We start from the raw sequence: 16,810 nt of genomic DNA on the forward strand, positions 1-16,810 counted from the left end.
AGTGGGTTAACGTTATGATTCAACAGGAAAGTCAATTAAAAGTTGCTGATAATACTGGGGCTAAAAAGGTAAAGTGTTTTAAAGTATTGGGCGGATCTCGTAGACGTTATGCTACAGTAGGCGATATTATAGTGTGCTCCGTCAGAGACGTAGAACCCGATAGCTCTATAAAAAAAGGCGATGTGGTGAAGGCTGTTATTGTTAGAACTCGTCGAGACATTCGTAGAAAAGATGGTTCTACTTTAAGATTCGATACCAATAGTTGCGTGATTATCGATGAAAAAGGAAATCCTAAAGGAACGCGAATTTTTGGTCCGATAGCTCGAGAAATTCGTGATCGTGGTTTTATCAAGATTAGCTCTTTAGCTCCTGAAGTGATTTAAGGATAAAATAAAGATATGAAAAGACGTATTTGTGTTGGCGATACTGTATATATAACGGCTGGAAATGACAAGGGGAAACTGGGGAAAGTTTTATCTTGTCTTAAGGGAAAGGATAAAGTAGTCGTTGAAGGAATTAACGTTCGTACAAAAAATATCAAACGCAGTCAAGACAATCCTAAAGGGAAAAGGATTAGTATTGAGGCTCCAATACATATTTCTAATGTTTGTTTAAGTATAAATGGATCGCGAGCAAAACTTTCCGTTAAGAGTGCTGAAAATGGACGTGAGTTATGGAATACAGCTCCTGATGGCACTTCCTCGCTATATCGTTTAGTAAAGGATAAAAAAGGTTAATATGGGCCGATTAAAGAAACTCTATACTGAAGAGATCCGAAAGGTTCTCCAAGAAAAGTTTAATTATAAGAATACTATGCAGATTCCTGTTCTTAAAAAAATAGTAATTAGCATGGGATTGGCCGAGGCTGCTAAGGATAAAAATATTTTTCAGTCTCATTTAGAAGAACTTTCTATGATTTCTGGGCAAAAACCTTTAGTAACTAAGGCGAGGAATTCTATTGCTGGTTTCAAACTTCGTGCAGGACAGGGTATTGGAGCTAAAGTGACATTGCGTGGCGCGCGCATGTACGATTTTATGGATAGATTTTGTAACATAGTCTCTCCTAGGATTCGAGATTTTCGTGGATTTTCACGTACAGGAGATGGACATGGATGTTATTCGTTAGGATTAGAGGATCAGCAAATTTTCCCTGAAATAGATTTAGATCGCGTTAAGAGAACTCAAGGAATGAATATCACTTGGGTGACTACGGCGAAAACAAATGATGAATGCACTACTCTTTTAGAGTTGATGGGTTTACGTTTTAAGAAGACATAATTTAAGGGAGAAGGGAGAGAAAGGATTAGTATGGGCATGACGAGTGATACTATAGCTGATTTGTTAACGCGGATCCGTAATGCTTTAAAAGCAGAGCATATTTATGTGGATTTAGAACATAGTAAAATGCGCGAATCAATTGTCAGGATTTTAAAACATCACGGGTTTGTAGCTCATTATTTAGTAAAGGAAGAAAATCGTAAAAGAACGATGCGTATTTTTTTACAATATGGTGATGATCGTAGGCCTGCGATTCGACAATTAAAGCGGGTTTCTAAACCTTCTAGAAGGGTTTATGTTTCTGCAGATAAAATTCCCTATGTTTTTGGTAATATGGGTATTTCTGTTCTCTCTACTTCTCAGGGGGTTCTAGAGGGGTCAATAGCAAGGTCTAAAAATATTGGTGGCGAATTACTCTGTCTAGTTTGGTGACGGAATAAAATAATATATAGGATGGTAAGGAATGTCTCGTAAAGCTCGAGAACCTATTGTGCTCCCCCAAGGAGTGGAGGTTTCCATTCAAAATAATGAAATTATAGTTAAAGGCCCAAAGGGTTCTTTAACTCAGAAATTGACTTCAGAAGTCGTTATAGATATTAATGGCAACGAGGTTTTTGTTCGTGCAGCTCCTCATGTCGTTGATAGACCTAGTCGTATGCAAGGGCTATTTTGGGCATTGATTTCTAACATGGTTCGTGGAGTCCATACAGGGTTTGAAAAACGTTTAGAAATGATCGGAGTCGGTTTTAAGGCTGCTATACAAGGAAGCGTATTAGATTTGTCTATCGGGGTTTCTCATCCTACAAAAATCCCTATTCCTAAAGGTTTAGAAGTTAGTGTAGAGAAAAATACCTTAATTTCAATTAAGGGTATTGATAAACAATTAGTCGGGGAATTTGCTGCAGGTATTCGAACAAAGCGTCCTCCTGAACCCTACAAAGGTAAGGGAATTCGTTATGAAAATGAATACGTACGTCGTAAAGCTGGGAAAGCCGCAAAAACAGGTAAAAAATAATTAGTAAGGTATTAAGACAGAGTTAAGTCATGGAAAGTTCGTTGTTCAAGAAGTCTGAAAAGAAAAAGCATAGGGCTTTAAGAGTGCGTAAATCTTTAAAGGGCTCTTCTTTAAAGCCTCGTCTATCTGTTGTGAAGACAAATAAGCATATTTATGTGCAATTAATAGATGACTCGATTGGCAAAACTTTGGCCTCTGTTTCTACTATAGCGAAATCAAGTAAAGCTTCTGGATTAACGAAAAAGAATCAAGATGTAGCAAAAATGTTAGGGATAAAGATTGCCGAGTTAGGAAAGAATCTTCAAGTAGATCGGGTAGTTTTTGATCGTGGTCCTTTCAAATATCACGGAGTTGTTGCTATGGTAGCCGATGGTGCTAGAGAGGGTGGATTAGAGTTTTAATGAAGGTTTAGGATGACGGTATCAAAGAATTCTCATAAAGAAAAAGAAGAACAGCTAGAAGAGAAGGTTTTAGTTGTTAATCGCTGTTCAAAAGTAGTCAAGGGCGGTCGAAAATTTAGTTTTTCTGCGCTTATTCTAGTTGGGGATGGGAAAGGACGTTTAGGTTATGGTTTTGCTAAAGCAAACGAATTAACTGATGCCATCCGTAAAGGGGGAGGAATTGCAAGGAAGAATCTAATTACTATTGAATCTCTAGAGAATGGTTCAATCCCTCACGAAATTCTTGTTGATCAAGATGGCGCTCAGCTGCTTTTAAAGCCTGCAAAACCAGGTACGGGGATAGTAGCAGGTTCTCGTATCCGTTTAATCTTAGAAATGGCTGGAGTGAAAAACATTGTTGCCAAAAGTCTAGGATCAAATAATCCTATGAATCAAGTAAAAGCTGCATTTAAAGCTCTTCTTCAGCTTTCTGCGAGAAAAGAAGTTCTAAAAAGGAGATCGGTAGCACATGATTAAATTGGAAGAGTTACAAGATCCTTCACCTCGTAAACGTAGAACTAAGCTATTAGGACGTGGGCCTTCTTCAGGACATGGGAAAACTAGTTGTCGAGGGCATAAAGGAGATGGAAGCCGCTCTGGTTATAAACGCCGCTTTGGATATGAAGGAGGAGGAATTCCTCTTTATAGAAGAATGCCTACTAGAGGTTTTTCCCATCTACGTTTTGATAAGTGCATAGATGAAATCACTACCCAACGTTTGAATTCTTTATTTAGTGATGGAGATGCTATCACATTGGAAGCTTTGAAAAATAAGAAAGCTGTAAGTAAGCATGCTGTTAAAGTTAAAGTGATTTTTAAAGGCGAGTTAGACAAAACCTTTATTTGGAACGATTCTAAAGTAGTCTTGTCTCAGGGTGTAGCGAATCTTATAGGAGTTGCTTAGGGATTACGAATTAGGCTGGCTTATGACTACTTTAAGACAAATATTTTCGATTACTGAATTAAGAAAGAAGTTATTTTTTACATTCGCTTTATTGGCGGTTTGTAGAGTTGGTGTATTTGTCCCTGTTCCTGGGATTGATGGTGAGCGTGCCCTAGCCTATTTCAAACAATTACTTGGCTCTAGTCAGAATTTATTTCAGCTAGCTGATATTTTTTCTGGAGGAGCTTTTGCTCAGATGACAGTAATTGCTCTTGGTGTTGTTCCCTATATTTCAGCGTCTATTATAGTACAGTTACTTCTAGTATTTATGCCCTCTATACAAAGGGAAATGAGAGAAAGCCCTGATCGGGGGAAAAGAAAAATAGGTAGGTTAACCCGTTTATTTACAGTAGGTTTGGCAGTGATTCAATCTTCGCTTTTTGCCAAATTTGCTTTGAAAATGAACCTCTCAATACCAGGAATTGTTCTTCCAGTTTTATTATCGTCAAAATTATTTGGATCCCCCTGGATATTTTATTTAACCACAGTCATCGTTATGACAACAGGGACTTTGTTACTCATGTGGATTGGAGAACAAATCTCAGATAGGGGAATTGGTAATGGCGTAAGCTTAATTATTAGCTTAGGTATTTTGGCGTCATTCCCATCTGTATTGGGATCTATAGTGAATAAGCTGAATTTAGGTTCGCAGGATCCTTCTCAATTGGGTTTGGTTTCTTTATTATTATTATGTTGTATTTTCGTATTTGTTCTGATTACGACTATTTTGATTATTGAGGGAGTTAGAAAGATCCCAGTGCAATATGCTCGAAGAGTAATTGGTAGAAGAGAATCTCCCGGAGGATCTTCTTATTTACCTCTGAAAGTGAACTATGCCGGAGTTATTCCTGTTATTTTTGCTTCCTCTCTGCTAATGTTCCCCGCAACTATAGGGCAATTTATAACTTCTGATACCTCCTGGTTAAAACGCGTAGCTATGATGCTATCTCCAGGAAACTGGGTATATTCCCTATGCTATGTTTTGCTTATAATATTTTTTACCTATTTTTGGACTGCAACGCAGTTTCATCCCGAACAAATTGCTTCGGAAATGAAGAAAAATAATGCTTTTATTCCCGGGATTCGACAAGGGAAGCCTACGCAAACATATCTAGAATATACAATGAATCGGATCACATTGTTAGGAGCGGTTTTTCTAGCTGTAATTGCTATTTTGCCATCTATTTTAGGGCGCGTTCTTAGTGTAGATGCCAATGTAAGTTATTTTTTAGGTGGTACAGCAATCCTAATCATTGTGGGTGTAATTTTAGATACAATGAAACAAATAGATGCCTTTTTACTTATGCGTCGATACGATAGTTTTTTGAAAGCAGATCGTTCTAAAGGAAGGCATTGAAAAATAACAATTTTTGACCTAAGATGCTTATACTACTTTAAGGGAGGCCCTACGTATGCCACGCATCATTGGAATTGATATTCCTGCGAAAAAAAAATTAAAAATAAGTCTTAGATATATTTATGGAATAGGGCCAGCTCTTTCTGATGAGATTATTGCAAGATTGCAATTAGATCCTGAAGCTAGAGCTGCAGAGTTGACTGAAGAAGAAATCGGTCGTCTTAACGCTCTCCTACAAACAGAGTATGTAGTCGAAGGAGACCTAAGGCGTCGTGTCCAGTCAGATATTAAAAGATTGATTACTATACATGCTTATCGTGGGCAAAGACATCGGCTTTCGTTGCCTGTGCGAGGTCAAAGAACGAAAACTAACTCTCGCACGCGTAAAGGTAAGCGTAAAACGGTTGCTGGTAAGAAGAAATAATTTTTTTAGGAGAGTGTGTCTTGGTTAAGCATCAAACGCAAAAGAAAGGCGTGAAAAGAAAACAACTAAAGAATATCCCATCAGGCGTTGTTCACGTTAAAGCCACCTTCAATAACACGATTGTGTCTATAACAGATCCTGCTGGGAATGTGATTTCCTGGGCTTCTGCTGGGAAAGTGGGGTATTCTGGATCTCGTAAGTCATCTGCTTTTGCTGCAACAGTAGCAGCTCAAGATGCTGCGAAAATTGCTATGAATTCTGGTCTTAAAGAAGTTGAAGTAAGTTTAAAGGGTACTGGAGCTGGAAGAGAATCAGCGGTTCGTGCTCTCATAGCTGCTGGTCTAGTGGTTTCTGTCATCCGTGATGAAACTCCTGTTCCTCATAATGGTTGTCGTCCAAGAAAGAGACGAAGAGTGTAGTATTTTAGGGATAAGAGAGGAAAAGGATGTCGGATAATTCAAGAAATTTACTTTATGACAAATTTGAACTTCCTGAGTCGGTTAAGATCGTTGCCGTAGAGGGTTGTGGCGGTGCTATTGATAAGCAAGCACGTTTTGTCGCTGAGCCTTTGGAAAGAGGAATGGGGCATACATTAGGTAATGCTTTAAGACGAGCATTGCTAATTGGTTTGGAAGCTCCTGCGATTATTGCTTTTTCTATGACCGGTGTTCTGCATGAATATATGGCTCTTGAAGGGGTTATAGAGGACGTAACAAATATAGTTTTGAATTTGAAGGGAGCTTTATTAAAGAAGTATCCTTTTCAGGATGGTAGTAATGGACGTAGCGCACAAATAATACGATCTACTATTTCTATTGATGCTTCAGATTTGGCCGCAGCCGGAGGGCAAAAGGTAGTAACTTTAGCCGATTTATTGCAAGAAGGAGGATTTGAAGCAGTTAATCCTAATCATGTGATTTTCACTGTAACAAAGCCAATGCAACTTGAAGTTGCTTTAAGGGTAGCTTTTGGTAGAGGTTATACAGCTTCAGAAAGAATCATTCTTGAAGATAAAGGGATGAACGAGATCGTCTTGGACGCTGCTTTTTCTCCTGTGGTGTTAGTAAATTATTTTGTTGAAGACACTCGTGTTGGTCAAGATACTGATTTTGATCGTTTGATTTTACAAGTGGAAACTGATGGTAGAGTGTCTCCTAAAGAAGCTTTAGCTTTTTCTACTCAAATTCTAGCTAAACATTTTTCTATTTTTGAAAAAATGGATGAAAAGAAGATCGTTTTCGAAGAGGCAATTTCTATAGAAAAAGAGAATAAAGATGATATTCTTCATAAGTTGATTTTAGGAATCAATGAGATAGAACTTTCTGTCAGATCTACGAATTGTTTGTCCAACGCAAATATTGAGACCATTGGTGAATTAGTAATTATGCCAGAGCCTCGTCTTTTGCAGTTCAGAAATTTCGGTAAGAAATCTCTTTGTGAAATTAAGAATAAGCTGAAAGAAATGAAGCTTGAGTTGGGTATGGATCTTAGCCAGTTTGGTGTTGGTCTAGACAATGTTAAAGAGAAAATGAAGTGGTATGCCGAAAAAATTCGGTCGAAAAATGTTAAGGGATAATTAGATATGCAACATGCTAGAAAGAAATTTAGAGTAGGCCGTACTTCTGCACATAATCGTTGTATGTTAGCTAATATGTTGAAGTCTCTAATTCATAAGGAAAGAATAGAAACGACTTTGCCTAAAGCAAAAGAACTGCGTCGTCATGCAGAAAAAATGATTACATTAGCCAAAAAAAGGACTCTAGCAGCAAGGCGCTTAGCTATTTCTAGATTGATGATCCGATATAATAAGCTTACGAGTAAAGAAGCTCGTCAAGTTAAGGCAGGAAATTTATCTTCTTATAATGTAGATCGTACGGTGATTAATAAATTATTTGATGAATTGACTCCTCGTTTTGTTTCTAGGAATGGTGGATACACTCGTATTTTGAAATTGCAAAATAGAGTTGGTGATAATGCTCAAAAGTGTATTATAGAGTTTTTAGCTGATTAAGCTGTTTTTTCAGATACTGACTACACTATTAGGAATTGAGGATGAGAGTTGTAATTAACGGTTTTGGTCGAATTGGAAGATTGGTTCTAAGGCAAATTTTACGTAAAAATTCTTCTCTTGAAGTCGTAGCTGTTAATGATCTTGTTCCCGGCGACGCTCTGACATATTTATTTAAATATGATTCTACCCATGGGCGTGTTAATGCTGATGTTGCTTATCAAGAAGGTTGTTTAGTAGTTGGTAAACGTAAAATCCAATTACTTGCTGAGCGAGATGTTCGAAATCTTCCTTGGAAAGACCTAAATGTAGATATTGTTGTCGAAAGTACAGGATTATTTACTAAACAAGAAGATGCTCAAAAGCATCTTGATTCAGGTGCAAAACGAGTAGTAATTACAGCCCCTGCAAAAGGGGATGTCCCCACATTTGTATTGGGAGTTAATGAAGAAAAATTTAATCCCAAAGAAGATTTAATTGTTTCAAATGCTTCTTGTACTACAAATTGTCTTGCTCCCTTAGCTAAAGTTCTTTTAACTAACTTTGGTATAGAAGAAGGGTTAATGACAACAGTTCATGCTGCTACAGCTACTCAGAGTGTGGTAGATGGACCATCGAAAAAAGATTGGCGTGGTGGAAGAGGGGCATTTCAAAATATTGTTCCTGCCTCTACCGGAGCTGCTAAAGCTGTAGCTCTATGTTTGCCAGAATTGAAAGGCAAATTAACTGGTATGGCTTTTCGAGTCCCTGTGGCCGATGTTTCTGTAGTTGATCTTACTGTAAAATTACAGAAATCAACTACCTATGAAGAAATATGTAAAGTAATTAAACATGCTGCGGAAACTAATTTACGTGGAATTCTAGGTTACACAGATGAAGAGGTTGTTTCTTCTGATTTCATAGGTTCTGAATATTCTTCCATATTTGATGCTCGTGCAGGAATTGCTTTAAATGATCGTTTTTTCAAGCTAATAGCTTGGTACGATAATGAAATAGGATATTCTACTCGTATTGTTGATTTATTAGAGTACATAGCAAAAAACTCTGAATAATAAGGTTATAATTTGTGTATTTTACAAGAGATCCAGTTATTGAGACTGTAATTACCTCTAGAGAGGGATATAAATTATCTGTTCGTAATACAAAGCATCTTTCACAAGATCCTTTTATTGTTGAAGCAGTTGAAGTTATTTCTTTAGGAAATACGTGTTTTTTCCGTAATTGTGATCACAGCAAGCCATTTATTGTCCCTGCAGCAGATTATGAAGTTATGGAAATTCGTGATACTAAGATTAATCTTAAAGCGGTAGGATTAGATCGAGGTATTAAAATTGCTGGAGGGCGTGAAGCTTTAATTAAATTACCTAAGTCTGCTCCAGTAGTGACTGTCGATGAGAACTCTGTAGAGGTAGTTGAAGAAACTACCGTCGAACCATCTTCTTCTCCATCTCATAGCAATCCACATAAGGAAAAGAAAGAGCGTAAAGGAGATAAGTGGAAAGAAAAGAAAAAGCAATGTCGTCGTAAGAGTAGTAAAGAATCTCCTTCTGCTTCCTCTTCCGAAGTTGCTGAAGTTTCTCATGAAGGAGTTTCTCCAGAAGATCCTCAAGAAAATTCAGCAGGAGAACGAAAAGTAGGAGAACAAAAGAAGTTTTCTTTACTGCCTCCTCCTACAAAGTTAATCTCTGAAATTATGTCTCAATCTACTGTAGATCCTGAAGTTGTAACGGCTGATTTAGATGAGTCCTTACAAGCCTTAGTTAGCGAAAGCTCTGAAGTGATTGACTCTTTACTTTCGGATGAAGGATCTCTTGCTCTATCCGAAGAGGATTTGAATAGAGTGTTGGGAGATGTAGAAGAGGCGATATGTGAGCAACCGTCTCCTTCTTCCTTTTCTATTGAAGATGAGTAGATTGCATTAATAGAGTGAAAACTATTGATTTCGAAACAGACTTCTGATAGCATTCTGGTTCATCTTTCGTGGTTTCTTCACTAGTACCAAGTACTTAGGCATCTGTTGGAAATCTAAGGATTTTTCATTGCTCAGATGGTGGAATGGTAGACACTAGGGACTTAAAATCCCTTGGGCATTGGCCCGTGCAAGTTCGAGTCTTGTTCTGAGCATATCTTTGTATTTGCCCTATTCTTTATTCAATTTATATACACACTTTTGTTTGTTTGGGGACTCTTATAAAAATTCTAGATTTTTATTCTAATAGAAAATAGATACTTAGCTTTTCTAGAAGTTTTACTTCATAGCTTCTTCTTATGGAAGTGAGACAAGAACTCTTCCGTATGATATAGAAAAAGTAAGTCGAATTAATGTAGAGGTATCCTTTGCAGCGTTTTTTATCAGTAATTAGGCTGCATCTAACCTCATGGCTTAGCAACTTCTTTTTCCTTCATCAGTATAATATCTATTCGCGATTTACTCTTCTTTTGCTTTGTCGATGGAAAGATGCCGATATTAAGGAATGGCAATCTGCTTGTAATCTTTTATTAGAAGTTTGTAACAAAATGGGGACAGAATTGTCTTCACGTACTTCCAAATTACTAGATGCAGGCCCTGTACTTGGAGAAGAGCAGAAGATTGCTGAATGGAAACAAAAGTGTTTAGTTTTGGAACAGGATTTTTTATCTCGAGAAGAGACACAGACTTTGGAAATTGAAAAACTCAAAAGTGAAAATATCTGGTTACAGAATCGTCTTGCTGAAAAACTGCAACAGACACGTCATCAAAATGACGTTATCGAAGGATTAAAACGTGATTTAATAGAAAGTGTACAACAAACGGAGATTAGTGAAGGAAGACGTTTGTGTTATGAACATAAAATTAAGATGCTTGAAGAACAAATAGATAGACTAGCTATGTCTCAAACTCGAGAGAATATGTTTGAAACTCAAGCAGAGACTTCATTTAAGCAACAGAAAATGGCAGACACACATTTCACATTGAGTTTTTGGAAAAATCAAGTCAATAAAGAAATACTTTGTTCAAAAGATGTCGATAAATTTCACTTAGATCTGCAATGCTATGGACAATCAAGGCAAAAAACACAAAAAATTATACAAGTTCAAGAATAAGTGTTTTTTGATGTATCTAGGTTGTAATTTCGAGTCATAATTATCCATTTCTCATAATGGAATGAAGGCGGATTTGCCCTAGAACAAATTCTTAAGAGTATGTAGATTGATGTATGGAACAACTAATTATGGGAATCGATCCAGGAACACTTGCTTCTGGATACGCAGTTATTGTAAAAGAGAAACGTCATCAAATTCGTGCCCATAGTTATGGGGTTATTCGTTTATCCCAAAAGCAGACACTATCACAAAGGTATGAGAAGCTTTTTAGTACAATATCAGAAATCGTAGATACTGTACGACCCGATGTTGTAGTGCTTGAAACTCAGTACGTACACAAGAACCCCCAAAGTACTATAAAACTTGGCATGGCACGAGGTGTGTTATTACTTGCTGCTGCTTTAAGAAAAATTCCTATATTTGAATATGCCCCTAATGTTGCTAAGAGAGCGGTTATCGGTAAGGGTAATGCTAGCAAGTATCAGATTCAGCTTATGGTTAGTAAAATGCTTCATATCCCAAATATTTTACAGCCTGATTGTGAAGACATAGCCGATGCTTTTGCTTTGGCTATTTGTCATGCACACACGTCTTCTTATTCCTAGGGGGTAGAATAATGTATGATTATCTTCGTGGAATTCTTACTTATATAGGCCCAGGATATATATCTATTGAATGTCGAGGTTTAGGATTTGGTATTTGTGTGGCTGATTGCTGGATTATAGAATTATCTAGTCAATTACACTGTGAGCTTATGGTATATACCTTCACAGTAGTTCGAGAGACAGAGCCTGTATTATATGGGTTTCGTTCTCGAGGAGAACGTGAGTGTTTCCGTATGCTGCTTTCGTTTTCTGGAATAGGACCAAAAACAGGTTTAGCAATTTTAAATACCTTTTCTCTAAGTCAGTTATGCACTATTGCACGTACAGAAGATGTTAAAGCTATAGCTTCTGTACCTGGTATTGGTAAAAAGACAGCTGAAAAATTAATGGTAGATTTAAAACAAAAACTTACTGACTTGCTTCCCCTAGACACACATACCTCTTCTTGGGAACCAACCAAACTTTCTCATATAGATGAGGGAATCCAAGCATTAGCTGCATTAGGATATTCTAAGTCTATAGCCGAAAAAATGATTATAGAGGCTATGCGTGATCTCCCAGAGAATGCTTCGTTAGCAGAAATATTGCCCATTGCATTAAAAAAGAACCTCAAGGACTTAAACAAGATCTAGACTTTCCTAGAAATCATGATATAATTTCCTGCAAATTTACTGTTTAAGGAGCAATTAATAATACATATGGAACGAACGCTATCAATCATCAAGCCTGATTCAGTAGGTAAAGGTCACATTGGAGAAATTATCGCGACTTTTGAGAAATTGGGATTCCGCATAGCTGCAATGAAAATGTTGCATTTATCTGTAAAAGAAGCAGAAGGTTTCTACGCTGTTCATAAGTCTCGTCCATTTTTTCAGGAACTTGTGGATTTTATGATTTCCGGACCTGTTGTTGTTATGGTACTTGAAGGAGAAAATGCTGTAATACGTAACCGTGAGATTATGGGAGCAACAAATCCTCAGGAAGCAGCACAAGGGACTCTTCGTGCACGATTTGGTGAATCTATAGGAATCAATGCAGTACATGGCTCTGATAGTTTAGAAAACGCAACAATAGAGATCCGTTACTTTTTTAGTGAAATTGATATTGTAAACTCTTCTACGATACTATAGAGGAAGGCTTACAGTAGCCTAGTAGACTTCCTGTGAGGTTGTTCTATAAAATATTTAATCTCGTGTTCCGAAAGATCTTCCCAAGAGAATAAACTACTGGCCGACATCTTTAATTTATCAATAAAGTGTTTTTTAGTAGGAAAGTATGGACGAATTGTTGTCAGGAAGTCTTGATGCTTTCGTTGTTTCCTATAGGATGGTTGTTTTTGGGGTATGGGTAGATAGCGAGCTATCTTCTCAATGTCCATATCCCAAAGAAATGAGGAGTGGTGTACCCAACGGAATCGTTGAATATATTGAGCATTTCCTGCAACTTTTTTGTTTCCTAAGGTATAGTCATTTTCATTGATAGCAAATGTTGTTGGGAAGATAGGAGCATAGATTGTATAGGTCCAAGACATGAGTTCTTGAGAACTCATCATGGGTTCTGAGGAGTTGATGATCCAAGTTACTAATAAGCTATTTTTATCAATAAAAACAGTACCTCCACCACTATAGCGCCTAATGATAGGAATATTATCAGATCGTAGTGCGGATAGATACAGATCTTCTTTAACAGATCTTGATATGCCCAGAACAACAGCTTCAGGAGCGTTCATATTAATTAGACATACATTCTCTGTGCAGTTACGTAGAAGTGCTTCTTCTAGTTGTAATTGTGTAAAGATGGGAACTTCGGATAGATGAAGGAAATAACAATTTTTATTGGTGAGCATGTTTTTTTATAGCAATCATCAGTACTTGGATATCGGCATTTGCGATTCCAGATATTCTTGATGCAGAACCTATGGTTCTTGGTGTAAATTTTGATAATTTTTCTCTAGCTTCTAAACTTAGAGCAGAAATACTATGATAGTCAATGTCTTGAGGGATTGACATGTTTTCTGATTTAGATAGGCTTTGAATCAAAGCTTTTTGACGATCTATATATCCTGAATATTTAATATCCATTTCCAAGGAGGCATTTAATATAGGACCTAAATCATGCACATCCTCAGGAAAAGTTTCTTTTAAAATTGCATAAGATATTTCGGGACGACATAACACTTTAGTTAGAGTAACAATAGAATTTCCATATTTTCTAAATGTTTTACTTAGATGGACTTTTTCTTCTTCTAAAATACGCTTATGATTTTCAAATACTTTATAACGTTCTTCACTTAATAATCCTAAATCTCTCCCATAGTGAGAGAGACGTAGATAAGCATTGTCTTGTCTTAAAAGTAGGCGATGTTCTGCTCTACTTGTAAACATACGATAGGGTTCATCTAATACCTGTGTAGTGAGATCATCAAGCAAGACACCAATATAAGATTCTTGACGTGTGGGGATAAACGGAGGGTTGGCAAGTACTTTATTTGCAGCATTGATTCCTGCAATTAAACCTTGAGCCGCAGCCTCTTCATAACCTGTGGTTCCGTTAATTTGTCCACAAAGGAAAAGTCCTTCTATAATTTTAGTTTCTAAAGTGGGGTGGATTACATTCCCGTGCACGTAATCATATTCTATCGCATAAGCAGGACGAGTAATAATAGCATTTTCTAGCCCATGGACAGAACGAATCATACGGTATTGAACATCAAAGGGCATAGATGTAGATAATCCGTTAACGTAGACTTCTTGAGTGTTCAGACCCTCAGGCTCTAAAAAGATGAGATGACGATCCTTGTCAGAAAATTTTACGATTTTATCTTCAATTGATGGACAGTAGCGAGGACCTACACCTTCGATATGACCTCCATATAAAGCAGATCGGTGAATATTTTCCGCGATAATATCTTTTGTTTTTTCCGTAGTATGCGTAATGTGGCATGAAACTTGAGGAAGAGGAGGGACAAATGGTGTTTCTCTATGAACGAACCCAACACCTACATCTCCCTTTTGCTCTTCTGTTACAGAAAAATCAATAGAAGATGCTAATAAGCGAGGAGGAGTACCTGTTTTTAATCTACTTAAAGGGAAGCCCCGTTCTTTTAGAGCTAAGGACAAACCCGTAGACCCGGGATCTCCAAGACGACCTCCAGAAAAATTCTTATCGCCAATATGAATGAGGCCACGCATAAACGTTCCAGAAGACAAGACTACTGTCTTTCCTAGATACGTAATACCTTCCTTAGTTGTTACTCCTTGGATACGACCATCTTGATCTAGTAAAGATTCTACAGTACCTTGCATAATATGCAACCCAGAGAGCCCTTCTAATAAGCGTTTCATATGAATATGATACATTTGCTTATCAACTTGAGCTCTTGGTGCTCGTACAGCCGGACCCTTAGTTTGATTTAAGATACGAAATTGTATCCCAGATAAATCGGCTACCTCGGCCATAACGCCACCAAGGGCATCAATTTCCCGTACGATATGACCTTTCCCAATACCACCAATAGCAGGATTACAACTTAACTTAGCTATCGTATCCAAATTAGAAGTTAACAGCAGCGTTGTAACACCCATTTTTGCAGAACAAAATGCAGCTTCACAACCTGCATGCCCAGCACCAACTACAATAACATCATAGTAAATAGGGTGAGTCCACATAAACTAGCTATTATTTATTTTTATGACGATCTCTTCGACGTCTTTTCTTACGCTTATGTTTAGCGATTTTAAGTCTTCGTTTTTTCTTAACAGATGACATAGTCTTTATTTATTGTTAGCATATGATATTGCATGGTTTGATCTTTTCTTAAAAAGAAAAAAATCTGAAAAAAGATTAGAAATACCTAAGCTTTTTTCTGGATGCTTTAACTAAGCAAATTATGTTACCTATTTTTGTAAAAAATACTCAACAAACCAAGTGAATAGTGCCTTTGACCCAAAGAGCATCTTTTTAGGAAACAATTGGAGCCATGTTACTATAAAGATATTTTGTGGTCTACTAGCGATTTTAACTAAGGGGAAGGGAAGCGACTTAACTTAAGCTTAAAGATTAGAAGTAGATATAAAATTATCCAGGAAATTCAAGGTATGAGTAGTTTCTAAAACGGGCTAATTCTTTTTCAAAAACTAAGGGTACAGAGCCAATAGATCCGTGACGGTTTTTTGCAATGATCAATTCTGCTGTTCCAGGTTTATCATTAGGATCGTAGTATTCTCGACGTAAAAGAAACATAACCAGATCCGAATCTTGCTCAATGCTTCCACTTTCTCTCAAGTCACTCATCATGGGACGATGATTAGCTCTATCTTCCACTTTTCTAGATAGCTGAGATAAACAAAGAATAGGGATATTTAATTCTCTAGCTAAAGTTTTTAGCATTCGGGAAATTTCTGAGATTTCTGTTTGACGGCTCTCTATAGAACGTAAAGTCCCTGAGCCAGAAAGCAACTGCAAATAATCAATAATTAAAAATTGAATGTCGTAACTTTCTTTCATCCTTCGAGCTCTTGCTCTAAGGTCTGTGACTTTCAATCCTGGTTGATCGTCTATTAACAAAGTATGTTGTTGCATTTCATTAACAACAGAGACAATACGTTGGAAATCTTGGCCAGATAGATCTCCTACATTAATTTTCCTAGATTCTACCTCGGAACGTGAACAAATTATCCTGTGGATAAGTTGATCTACAGTCATTTCTAAAGAAAAAATCCCAATTGGAATATGGTTATGGAAACACATATTTTCTGCGATATTTAAAGCAAGAGCAGTCTTCCCCATGGCAGGACGTGCAGCAAGAATCATAAGATTAGAGGGTGAAAAACCGTTAACTAATTTATCTAAATCGATGAAGTGAGTAGATAAACCTGAAATGGGTAGAGCATTGCTATCATGAGCATGTTGTTGAAAAAACTCTTGTTTTTCCTGTAATTGAACAAGGAAGGGTTTGTCTTGTACTGAAGTTAACCCCTGGAGTTTTTCTGCAACAAGGACATAAGGTGTAGGAGAGGTCGTTTGACTAATCTTGAATAAGGCTGCTTGAGCTTCATCTAGAGCAACAGCAACATCTTTAGGTTCTTCTATCGCCTTTTTTTCTATTTCTTTTGCTGTTTGAATCATCTTTCTTAAAATAGATTTGGAAAGAATGATTTGAATATACTCTTCGATATAGGCTGTAGTTCCTGCAAAGTCTGCTAAGGAAATTAAATAACTAGGGCCCCCAATCACATTGAGGTTATTCCTTCGCTTAAGTTCTTCTCCAGCAAGGAGAACATCTACGGGTTTATCTTGTTTAAAAGCATCTTGAAGAACTCGGAAGATGATTTTATGCTCAAGATAATAAAAATCTTCTTCATTCAATTGATTGGCTGCAAGATTTAGGTAATTTACACCAGTAAGCATAGCTCCGAGAACAATCATTTCTGATTCTTTAGAATTTGGAAGACCAGGCAATTTGAGTTGGGGTGCTTTATCTACTTGCATTGTCGTAAGTTCTATATGAAGTCGGGATCTGTAATATGAAGTTTAGGTTAGGATATCGCATATATATGCTCAAGTTATAAAGAGTATAGGTTTCAACTCTTCTATTTGAAAAGTTCACTTGCTTTCATTGAGAGCAGCTATTATTCTACTTATTTTATTGGTTGGA

Annotated in this window: 23 protein-coding genes and 1 tRNA gene; 20 read left to right on the forward strand and 4 right to left on the reverse strand. The window is 37.1% G+C overall.

The features are described 5' to 3' along the window. Positions 1–14: 14 nt before the first annotated feature. The 20 genes from rplN (at position 15) to ndk (ending at position 12,284) form a co-directional block, all read left to right on the forward strand. Positions 15–383, forward strand: a complete 369-nt coding sequence (gene rplN, locus RT28_RS04355; RefSeq protein WP_020355806.1) for a 50S ribosomal protein L14 — start codon at positions 15–17, stop codon at positions 381–383. 15 nt (positions 384–398) lie between these two features. Continuing rightward, the gene (gene rplX / locus RT28_RS04360; protein WP_020355807.1) at positions 399–737 is read left to right on the forward strand and encodes a 50S ribosomal protein L24; all 339 of its coding nucleotides are present in this window, start codon (positions 399–401) and stop codon (positions 735–737) included. 1 nt (position 738) lies between these two features. After that, on the forward strand, positions 739–1,278 hold the full coding sequence (gene rplE / locus RT28_RS04365) for a 50S ribosomal protein L5 (RefSeq protein ID WP_020355808.1): 540 nt from the start codon (positions 739–741) through the stop codon (positions 1,276–1,278). A 30-nt stretch (positions 1,279–1,308) separates the two neighbouring features. Continuing rightward, complete coding sequence (gene rpsH, locus RT28_RS04370) at positions 1,309–1,710, forward strand: 30S ribosomal protein S8 (RefSeq protein WP_020355809.1); 402 nt, start codon at positions 1,309–1,311, stop codon at positions 1,708–1,710. Between the two features lie 31 nt (positions 1,711–1,741). Next, on the forward strand, positions 1,742–2,293 hold the full coding sequence (gene rplF, locus RT28_RS04375) for a 50S ribosomal protein L6 (RefSeq protein WP_020355810.1): 552 nt from the start codon (positions 1,742–1,744) through the stop codon (positions 2,291–2,293). Positions 2,294–2,322: 29 nt separating this feature from the next. Then, entirely contained in the window at positions 2,323–2,694 is a 372-nt protein-coding gene (rplR, locus tag RT28_RS04380; protein WP_020355811.1) for a 50S ribosomal protein L18, read from the forward strand. Between the two features lie 12 nt (positions 2,695–2,706). After that, entirely contained in the window at positions 2,707–3,210 is a 504-nt protein-coding gene (gene rpsE, locus RT28_RS04385) for a 30S ribosomal protein S5 (RefSeq protein ID WP_020355812.1), read from the forward strand. Then, a complete protein-coding gene (gene rplO / locus RT28_RS04390; protein ID WP_020355813.1) occupies positions 3,203–3,637 on the forward strand; it encodes a 50S ribosomal protein L15 in 435 nt (144 codons plus the stop codon). The genes rpsE and rplO overlap by 8 nt, the downstream gene beginning before the upstream one ends. Positions 3,638–3,659: 22 nt before the next feature. Next, a complete protein-coding gene (gene secY, locus RT28_RS04395; protein ID WP_020355814.1) occupies positions 3,660–5,033 on the forward strand; it encodes a preprotein translocase subunit SecY in 1,374 nt (457 codons plus the stop codon). Between the two features lie 55 nt (positions 5,034–5,088). After that, positions 5,089–5,457 carry a 30S ribosomal protein S13 gene (gene rpsM / locus RT28_RS04400; RefSeq protein ID WP_020355815.1) on the forward strand — a complete coding sequence of 123 codons (369 nt, stop codon included), beginning with the start codon at positions 5,089–5,091 and terminating at the stop codon, positions 5,455–5,457. A 20-nt stretch (positions 5,458–5,477) separates the two neighbouring features. Beyond that, entirely contained in the window at positions 5,478–5,876 is a 399-nt protein-coding gene (gene rpsK / locus RT28_RS04405) for a 30S ribosomal protein S11 (protein WP_035392692.1), read from the forward strand. Between the two features lie 26 nt (positions 5,877–5,902). Then, the gene (locus RT28_RS04410) at positions 5,903–7,033 is read left to right on the forward strand and encodes a DNA-directed RNA polymerase subunit alpha (protein ID WP_020355817.1); all 1,131 of its coding nucleotides are present in this window, start codon (positions 5,903–5,905) and stop codon (positions 7,031–7,033) included. 6 nt (positions 7,034–7,039) lie between these two features. Beyond that, positions 7,040–7,468 (forward strand): 50S ribosomal protein L17, encoded by a 429-nt coding sequence (gene rplQ, locus RT28_RS04415; protein ID WP_020359189.1) that lies wholly within the window; start codon positions 7,040–7,042, stop codon positions 7,466–7,468. Between the two features lie 41 nt (positions 7,469–7,509). Further along, complete coding sequence (gene gap, locus RT28_RS04420) at positions 7,510–8,517, forward strand: type I glyceraldehyde-3-phosphate dehydrogenase (protein WP_020355821.1); 1,008 nt, start codon at positions 7,510–7,512, stop codon at positions 8,515–8,517. Between the two features lie 14 nt (positions 8,518–8,531). After that, positions 8,532–9,377, forward strand: coding sequence for a GrgA family transcription factor (grgA, locus tag RT28_RS04425; protein WP_038501178.1), 846 nt, complete (start codon positions 8,532–8,534; stop codon positions 9,375–9,377). A 129-nt stretch (positions 9,378–9,506) separates the two neighbouring features. After that, positions 9,507–9,589, forward strand: a tRNA-Leu gene (locus tag RT28_RS04430). 213 nt (positions 9,590–9,802) lie between these two features. Further along, a complete protein-coding gene (locus RT28_RS04435) occupies positions 9,803–10,549 on the forward strand; it encodes a hypothetical protein (RefSeq protein WP_038501181.1) in 747 nt (248 codons plus the stop codon). Positions 10,550–10,662: 113 nt separating this feature from the next. Then, positions 10,663–11,154, forward strand: coding sequence for a crossover junction endodeoxyribonuclease RuvC (ruvC, locus tag RT28_RS04440; RefSeq protein WP_038501184.1), 492 nt, complete (start codon positions 10,663–10,665; stop codon positions 11,152–11,154). A gap of 11 nt (positions 11,155–11,165) precedes the next feature. Continuing rightward, positions 11,166–11,786, forward strand: a complete 621-nt coding sequence (gene ruvA, locus RT28_RS04445) for a Holliday junction branch migration protein RuvA (protein ID WP_038501187.1) — start codon at positions 11,166–11,168, stop codon at positions 11,784–11,786. A gap of 66 nt (positions 11,787–11,852) precedes the next feature. Then, complete coding sequence (ndk, locus tag RT28_RS04450) at positions 11,853–12,284, forward strand: nucleoside-diphosphate kinase (RefSeq protein ID WP_020355826.1); 432 nt, start codon at positions 11,853–11,855, stop codon at positions 12,282–12,284. Positions 12,285–12,292: 8 nt separating this feature from the next. Here the strand turns inward: ndk and RT28_RS04455 are convergent, their stop codons facing one another. The 4 genes from RT28_RS04455 to dnaB all read right to left on the reverse strand — a co-directional run bounded on the left by RT28_RS04455 (position 12,293) and on the right by dnaB (position 16,644). Beyond that, on the reverse strand, positions 12,293–13,000 hold the full coding sequence (locus RT28_RS04455) for a lipoate--protein ligase family protein (protein WP_038501189.1): 708 nt from the start codon (positions 12,998–13,000) through the stop codon (positions 12,293–12,295). Beyond that, a complete protein-coding gene (gene mnmG, locus RT28_RS04460) occupies positions 12,987–14,822 on the reverse strand; it encodes a tRNA uridine-5-carboxymethylaminomethyl(34) synthesis enzyme MnmG (protein ID WP_020355828.1) in 1,836 nt (611 codons plus the stop codon). Before mnmG ends, RT28_RS04455 begins: the two co-directional genes overlap by 14 nt. A gap of 10 nt (positions 14,823–14,832) precedes the next feature. Beyond that, complete coding sequence (locus RT28_RS05040; RefSeq protein ID WP_072054076.1) at positions 14,833–14,922, reverse strand: AURKAIP1/COX24 domain-containing protein; 90 nt, start codon at positions 14,920–14,922, stop codon at positions 14,833–14,835. Positions 14,923–15,231: 309 nt separating this feature from the next. Next, the gene (gene dnaB / locus RT28_RS04465) at positions 15,232–16,644 is read right to left on the reverse strand and encodes a replicative DNA helicase (protein ID WP_038501192.1); all 1,413 of its coding nucleotides are present in this window, start codon (positions 16,642–16,644) and stop codon (positions 15,232–15,234) included. Between the last annotated feature and the right edge of the window lie 166 nt (positions 16,645–16,810).

Source organism: Chlamydia avium 10DC88, from assembly GCF_000583875.1.
GTDB classification, from domain to species: Bacteria; Chlamydiota; Chlamydiia; order Chlamydiales; family Chlamydiaceae; genus Chlamydia; species Chlamydia avium.

Excerpts from the sequence above, each read along its gene's own strand:
- rplN (WP_020355806.1), top strand. The coding sequence starts at position 15 with ATGATTCAACAGGAAAGTCAATTAAAAGTTGCTGATAATACTGGGGCT.
- rplX (WP_020355807.1), top strand. The coding sequence starts at position 399 with ATGAAAAGACGTATTTGTGTTGGCGATACTGTATATATAACGGCTGGA.
- rplE (WP_020355808.1), top strand. The coding sequence starts at position 739 with ATGGGCCGATTAAAGAAACTCTATACTGAAGAGATCCGAAAGGTTCTC.
- rpsH (WP_020355809.1), top strand. The coding sequence starts at position 1,309 with ATGGGCATGACGAGTGATACTATAGCTGATTTGTTAACGCGGATCCGT.
- rplF (WP_020355810.1), top strand. The coding sequence starts at position 1,742 with ATGTCTCGTAAAGCTCGAGAACCTATTGTGCTCCCCCAAGGAGTGGAG.
- rplR (WP_020355811.1), top strand. The coding sequence starts at position 2,323 with ATGGAAAGTTCGTTGTTCAAGAAGTCTGAAAAGAAAAAGCATAGGGCT.
- rpsE (WP_020355812.1), top strand. The coding sequence starts at position 2,707 with ATGACGGTATCAAAGAATTCTCATAAAGAAAAAGAAGAACAGCTAGAA.
- rplO (WP_020355813.1), top strand. The coding sequence starts at position 3,203 with ATGATTAAATTGGAAGAGTTACAAGATCCTTCACCTCGTAAACGTAGA.
- secY (WP_020355814.1), top strand. The coding sequence starts at position 3,660 with ATGACTACTTTAAGACAAATATTTTCGATTACTGAATTAAGAAAGAAG.
- rpsM (WP_020355815.1), top strand. The coding sequence starts at position 5,089 with ATGCCACGCATCATTGGAATTGATATTCCTGCGAAAAAAAAATTAAAA.
- RT28_RS04410 (WP_020355817.1), top strand. The coding sequence starts at position 5,903 with ATGTCGGATAATTCAAGAAATTTACTTTATGACAAATTTGAACTTCCT.
- rplQ (WP_020359189.1), top strand. The coding sequence starts at position 7,040 with ATGCAACATGCTAGAAAGAAATTTAGAGTAGGCCGTACTTCTGCACAT.
- gap (WP_020355821.1), top strand. The coding sequence starts at position 7,510 with ATGAGAGTTGTAATTAACGGTTTTGGTCGAATTGGAAGATTGGTTCTA.
- ruvC (WP_038501184.1), top strand. The coding sequence starts at position 10,663 with ATGGAACAACTAATTATGGGAATCGATCCAGGAACACTTGCTTCTGGA.
- ruvA (WP_038501187.1), top strand. The coding sequence starts at position 11,166 with ATGTATGATTATCTTCGTGGAATTCTTACTTATATAGGCCCAGGATAT.
- ndk (WP_020355826.1), top strand. The coding sequence starts at position 11,853 with ATGGAACGAACGCTATCAATCATCAAGCCTGATTCAGTAGGTAAAGGT.
- RT28_RS04455 (WP_038501189.1), bottom strand. The coding sequence starts at position 13,000 with ATGCTCACCAATAAAAATTGTTATTTCCTTCATCTATCCGAAGTTCCC.
- mnmG (WP_020355828.1), bottom strand. The coding sequence starts at position 14,822 with ATGTGGACTCACCCTATTTACTATGATGTTATTGTAGTTGGTGCTGGG.
- RT28_RS05040 (WP_072054076.1), bottom strand. The coding sequence starts at position 14,922 with ATGTCATCTGTTAAGAAAAAACGAAGACTTAAAATCGCTAAACATAAG.
- dnaB (WP_038501192.1), bottom strand. The coding sequence starts at position 16,644 with ATGCAAGTAGATAAAGCACCCCAACTCAAATTGCCTGGTCTTCCAAAT.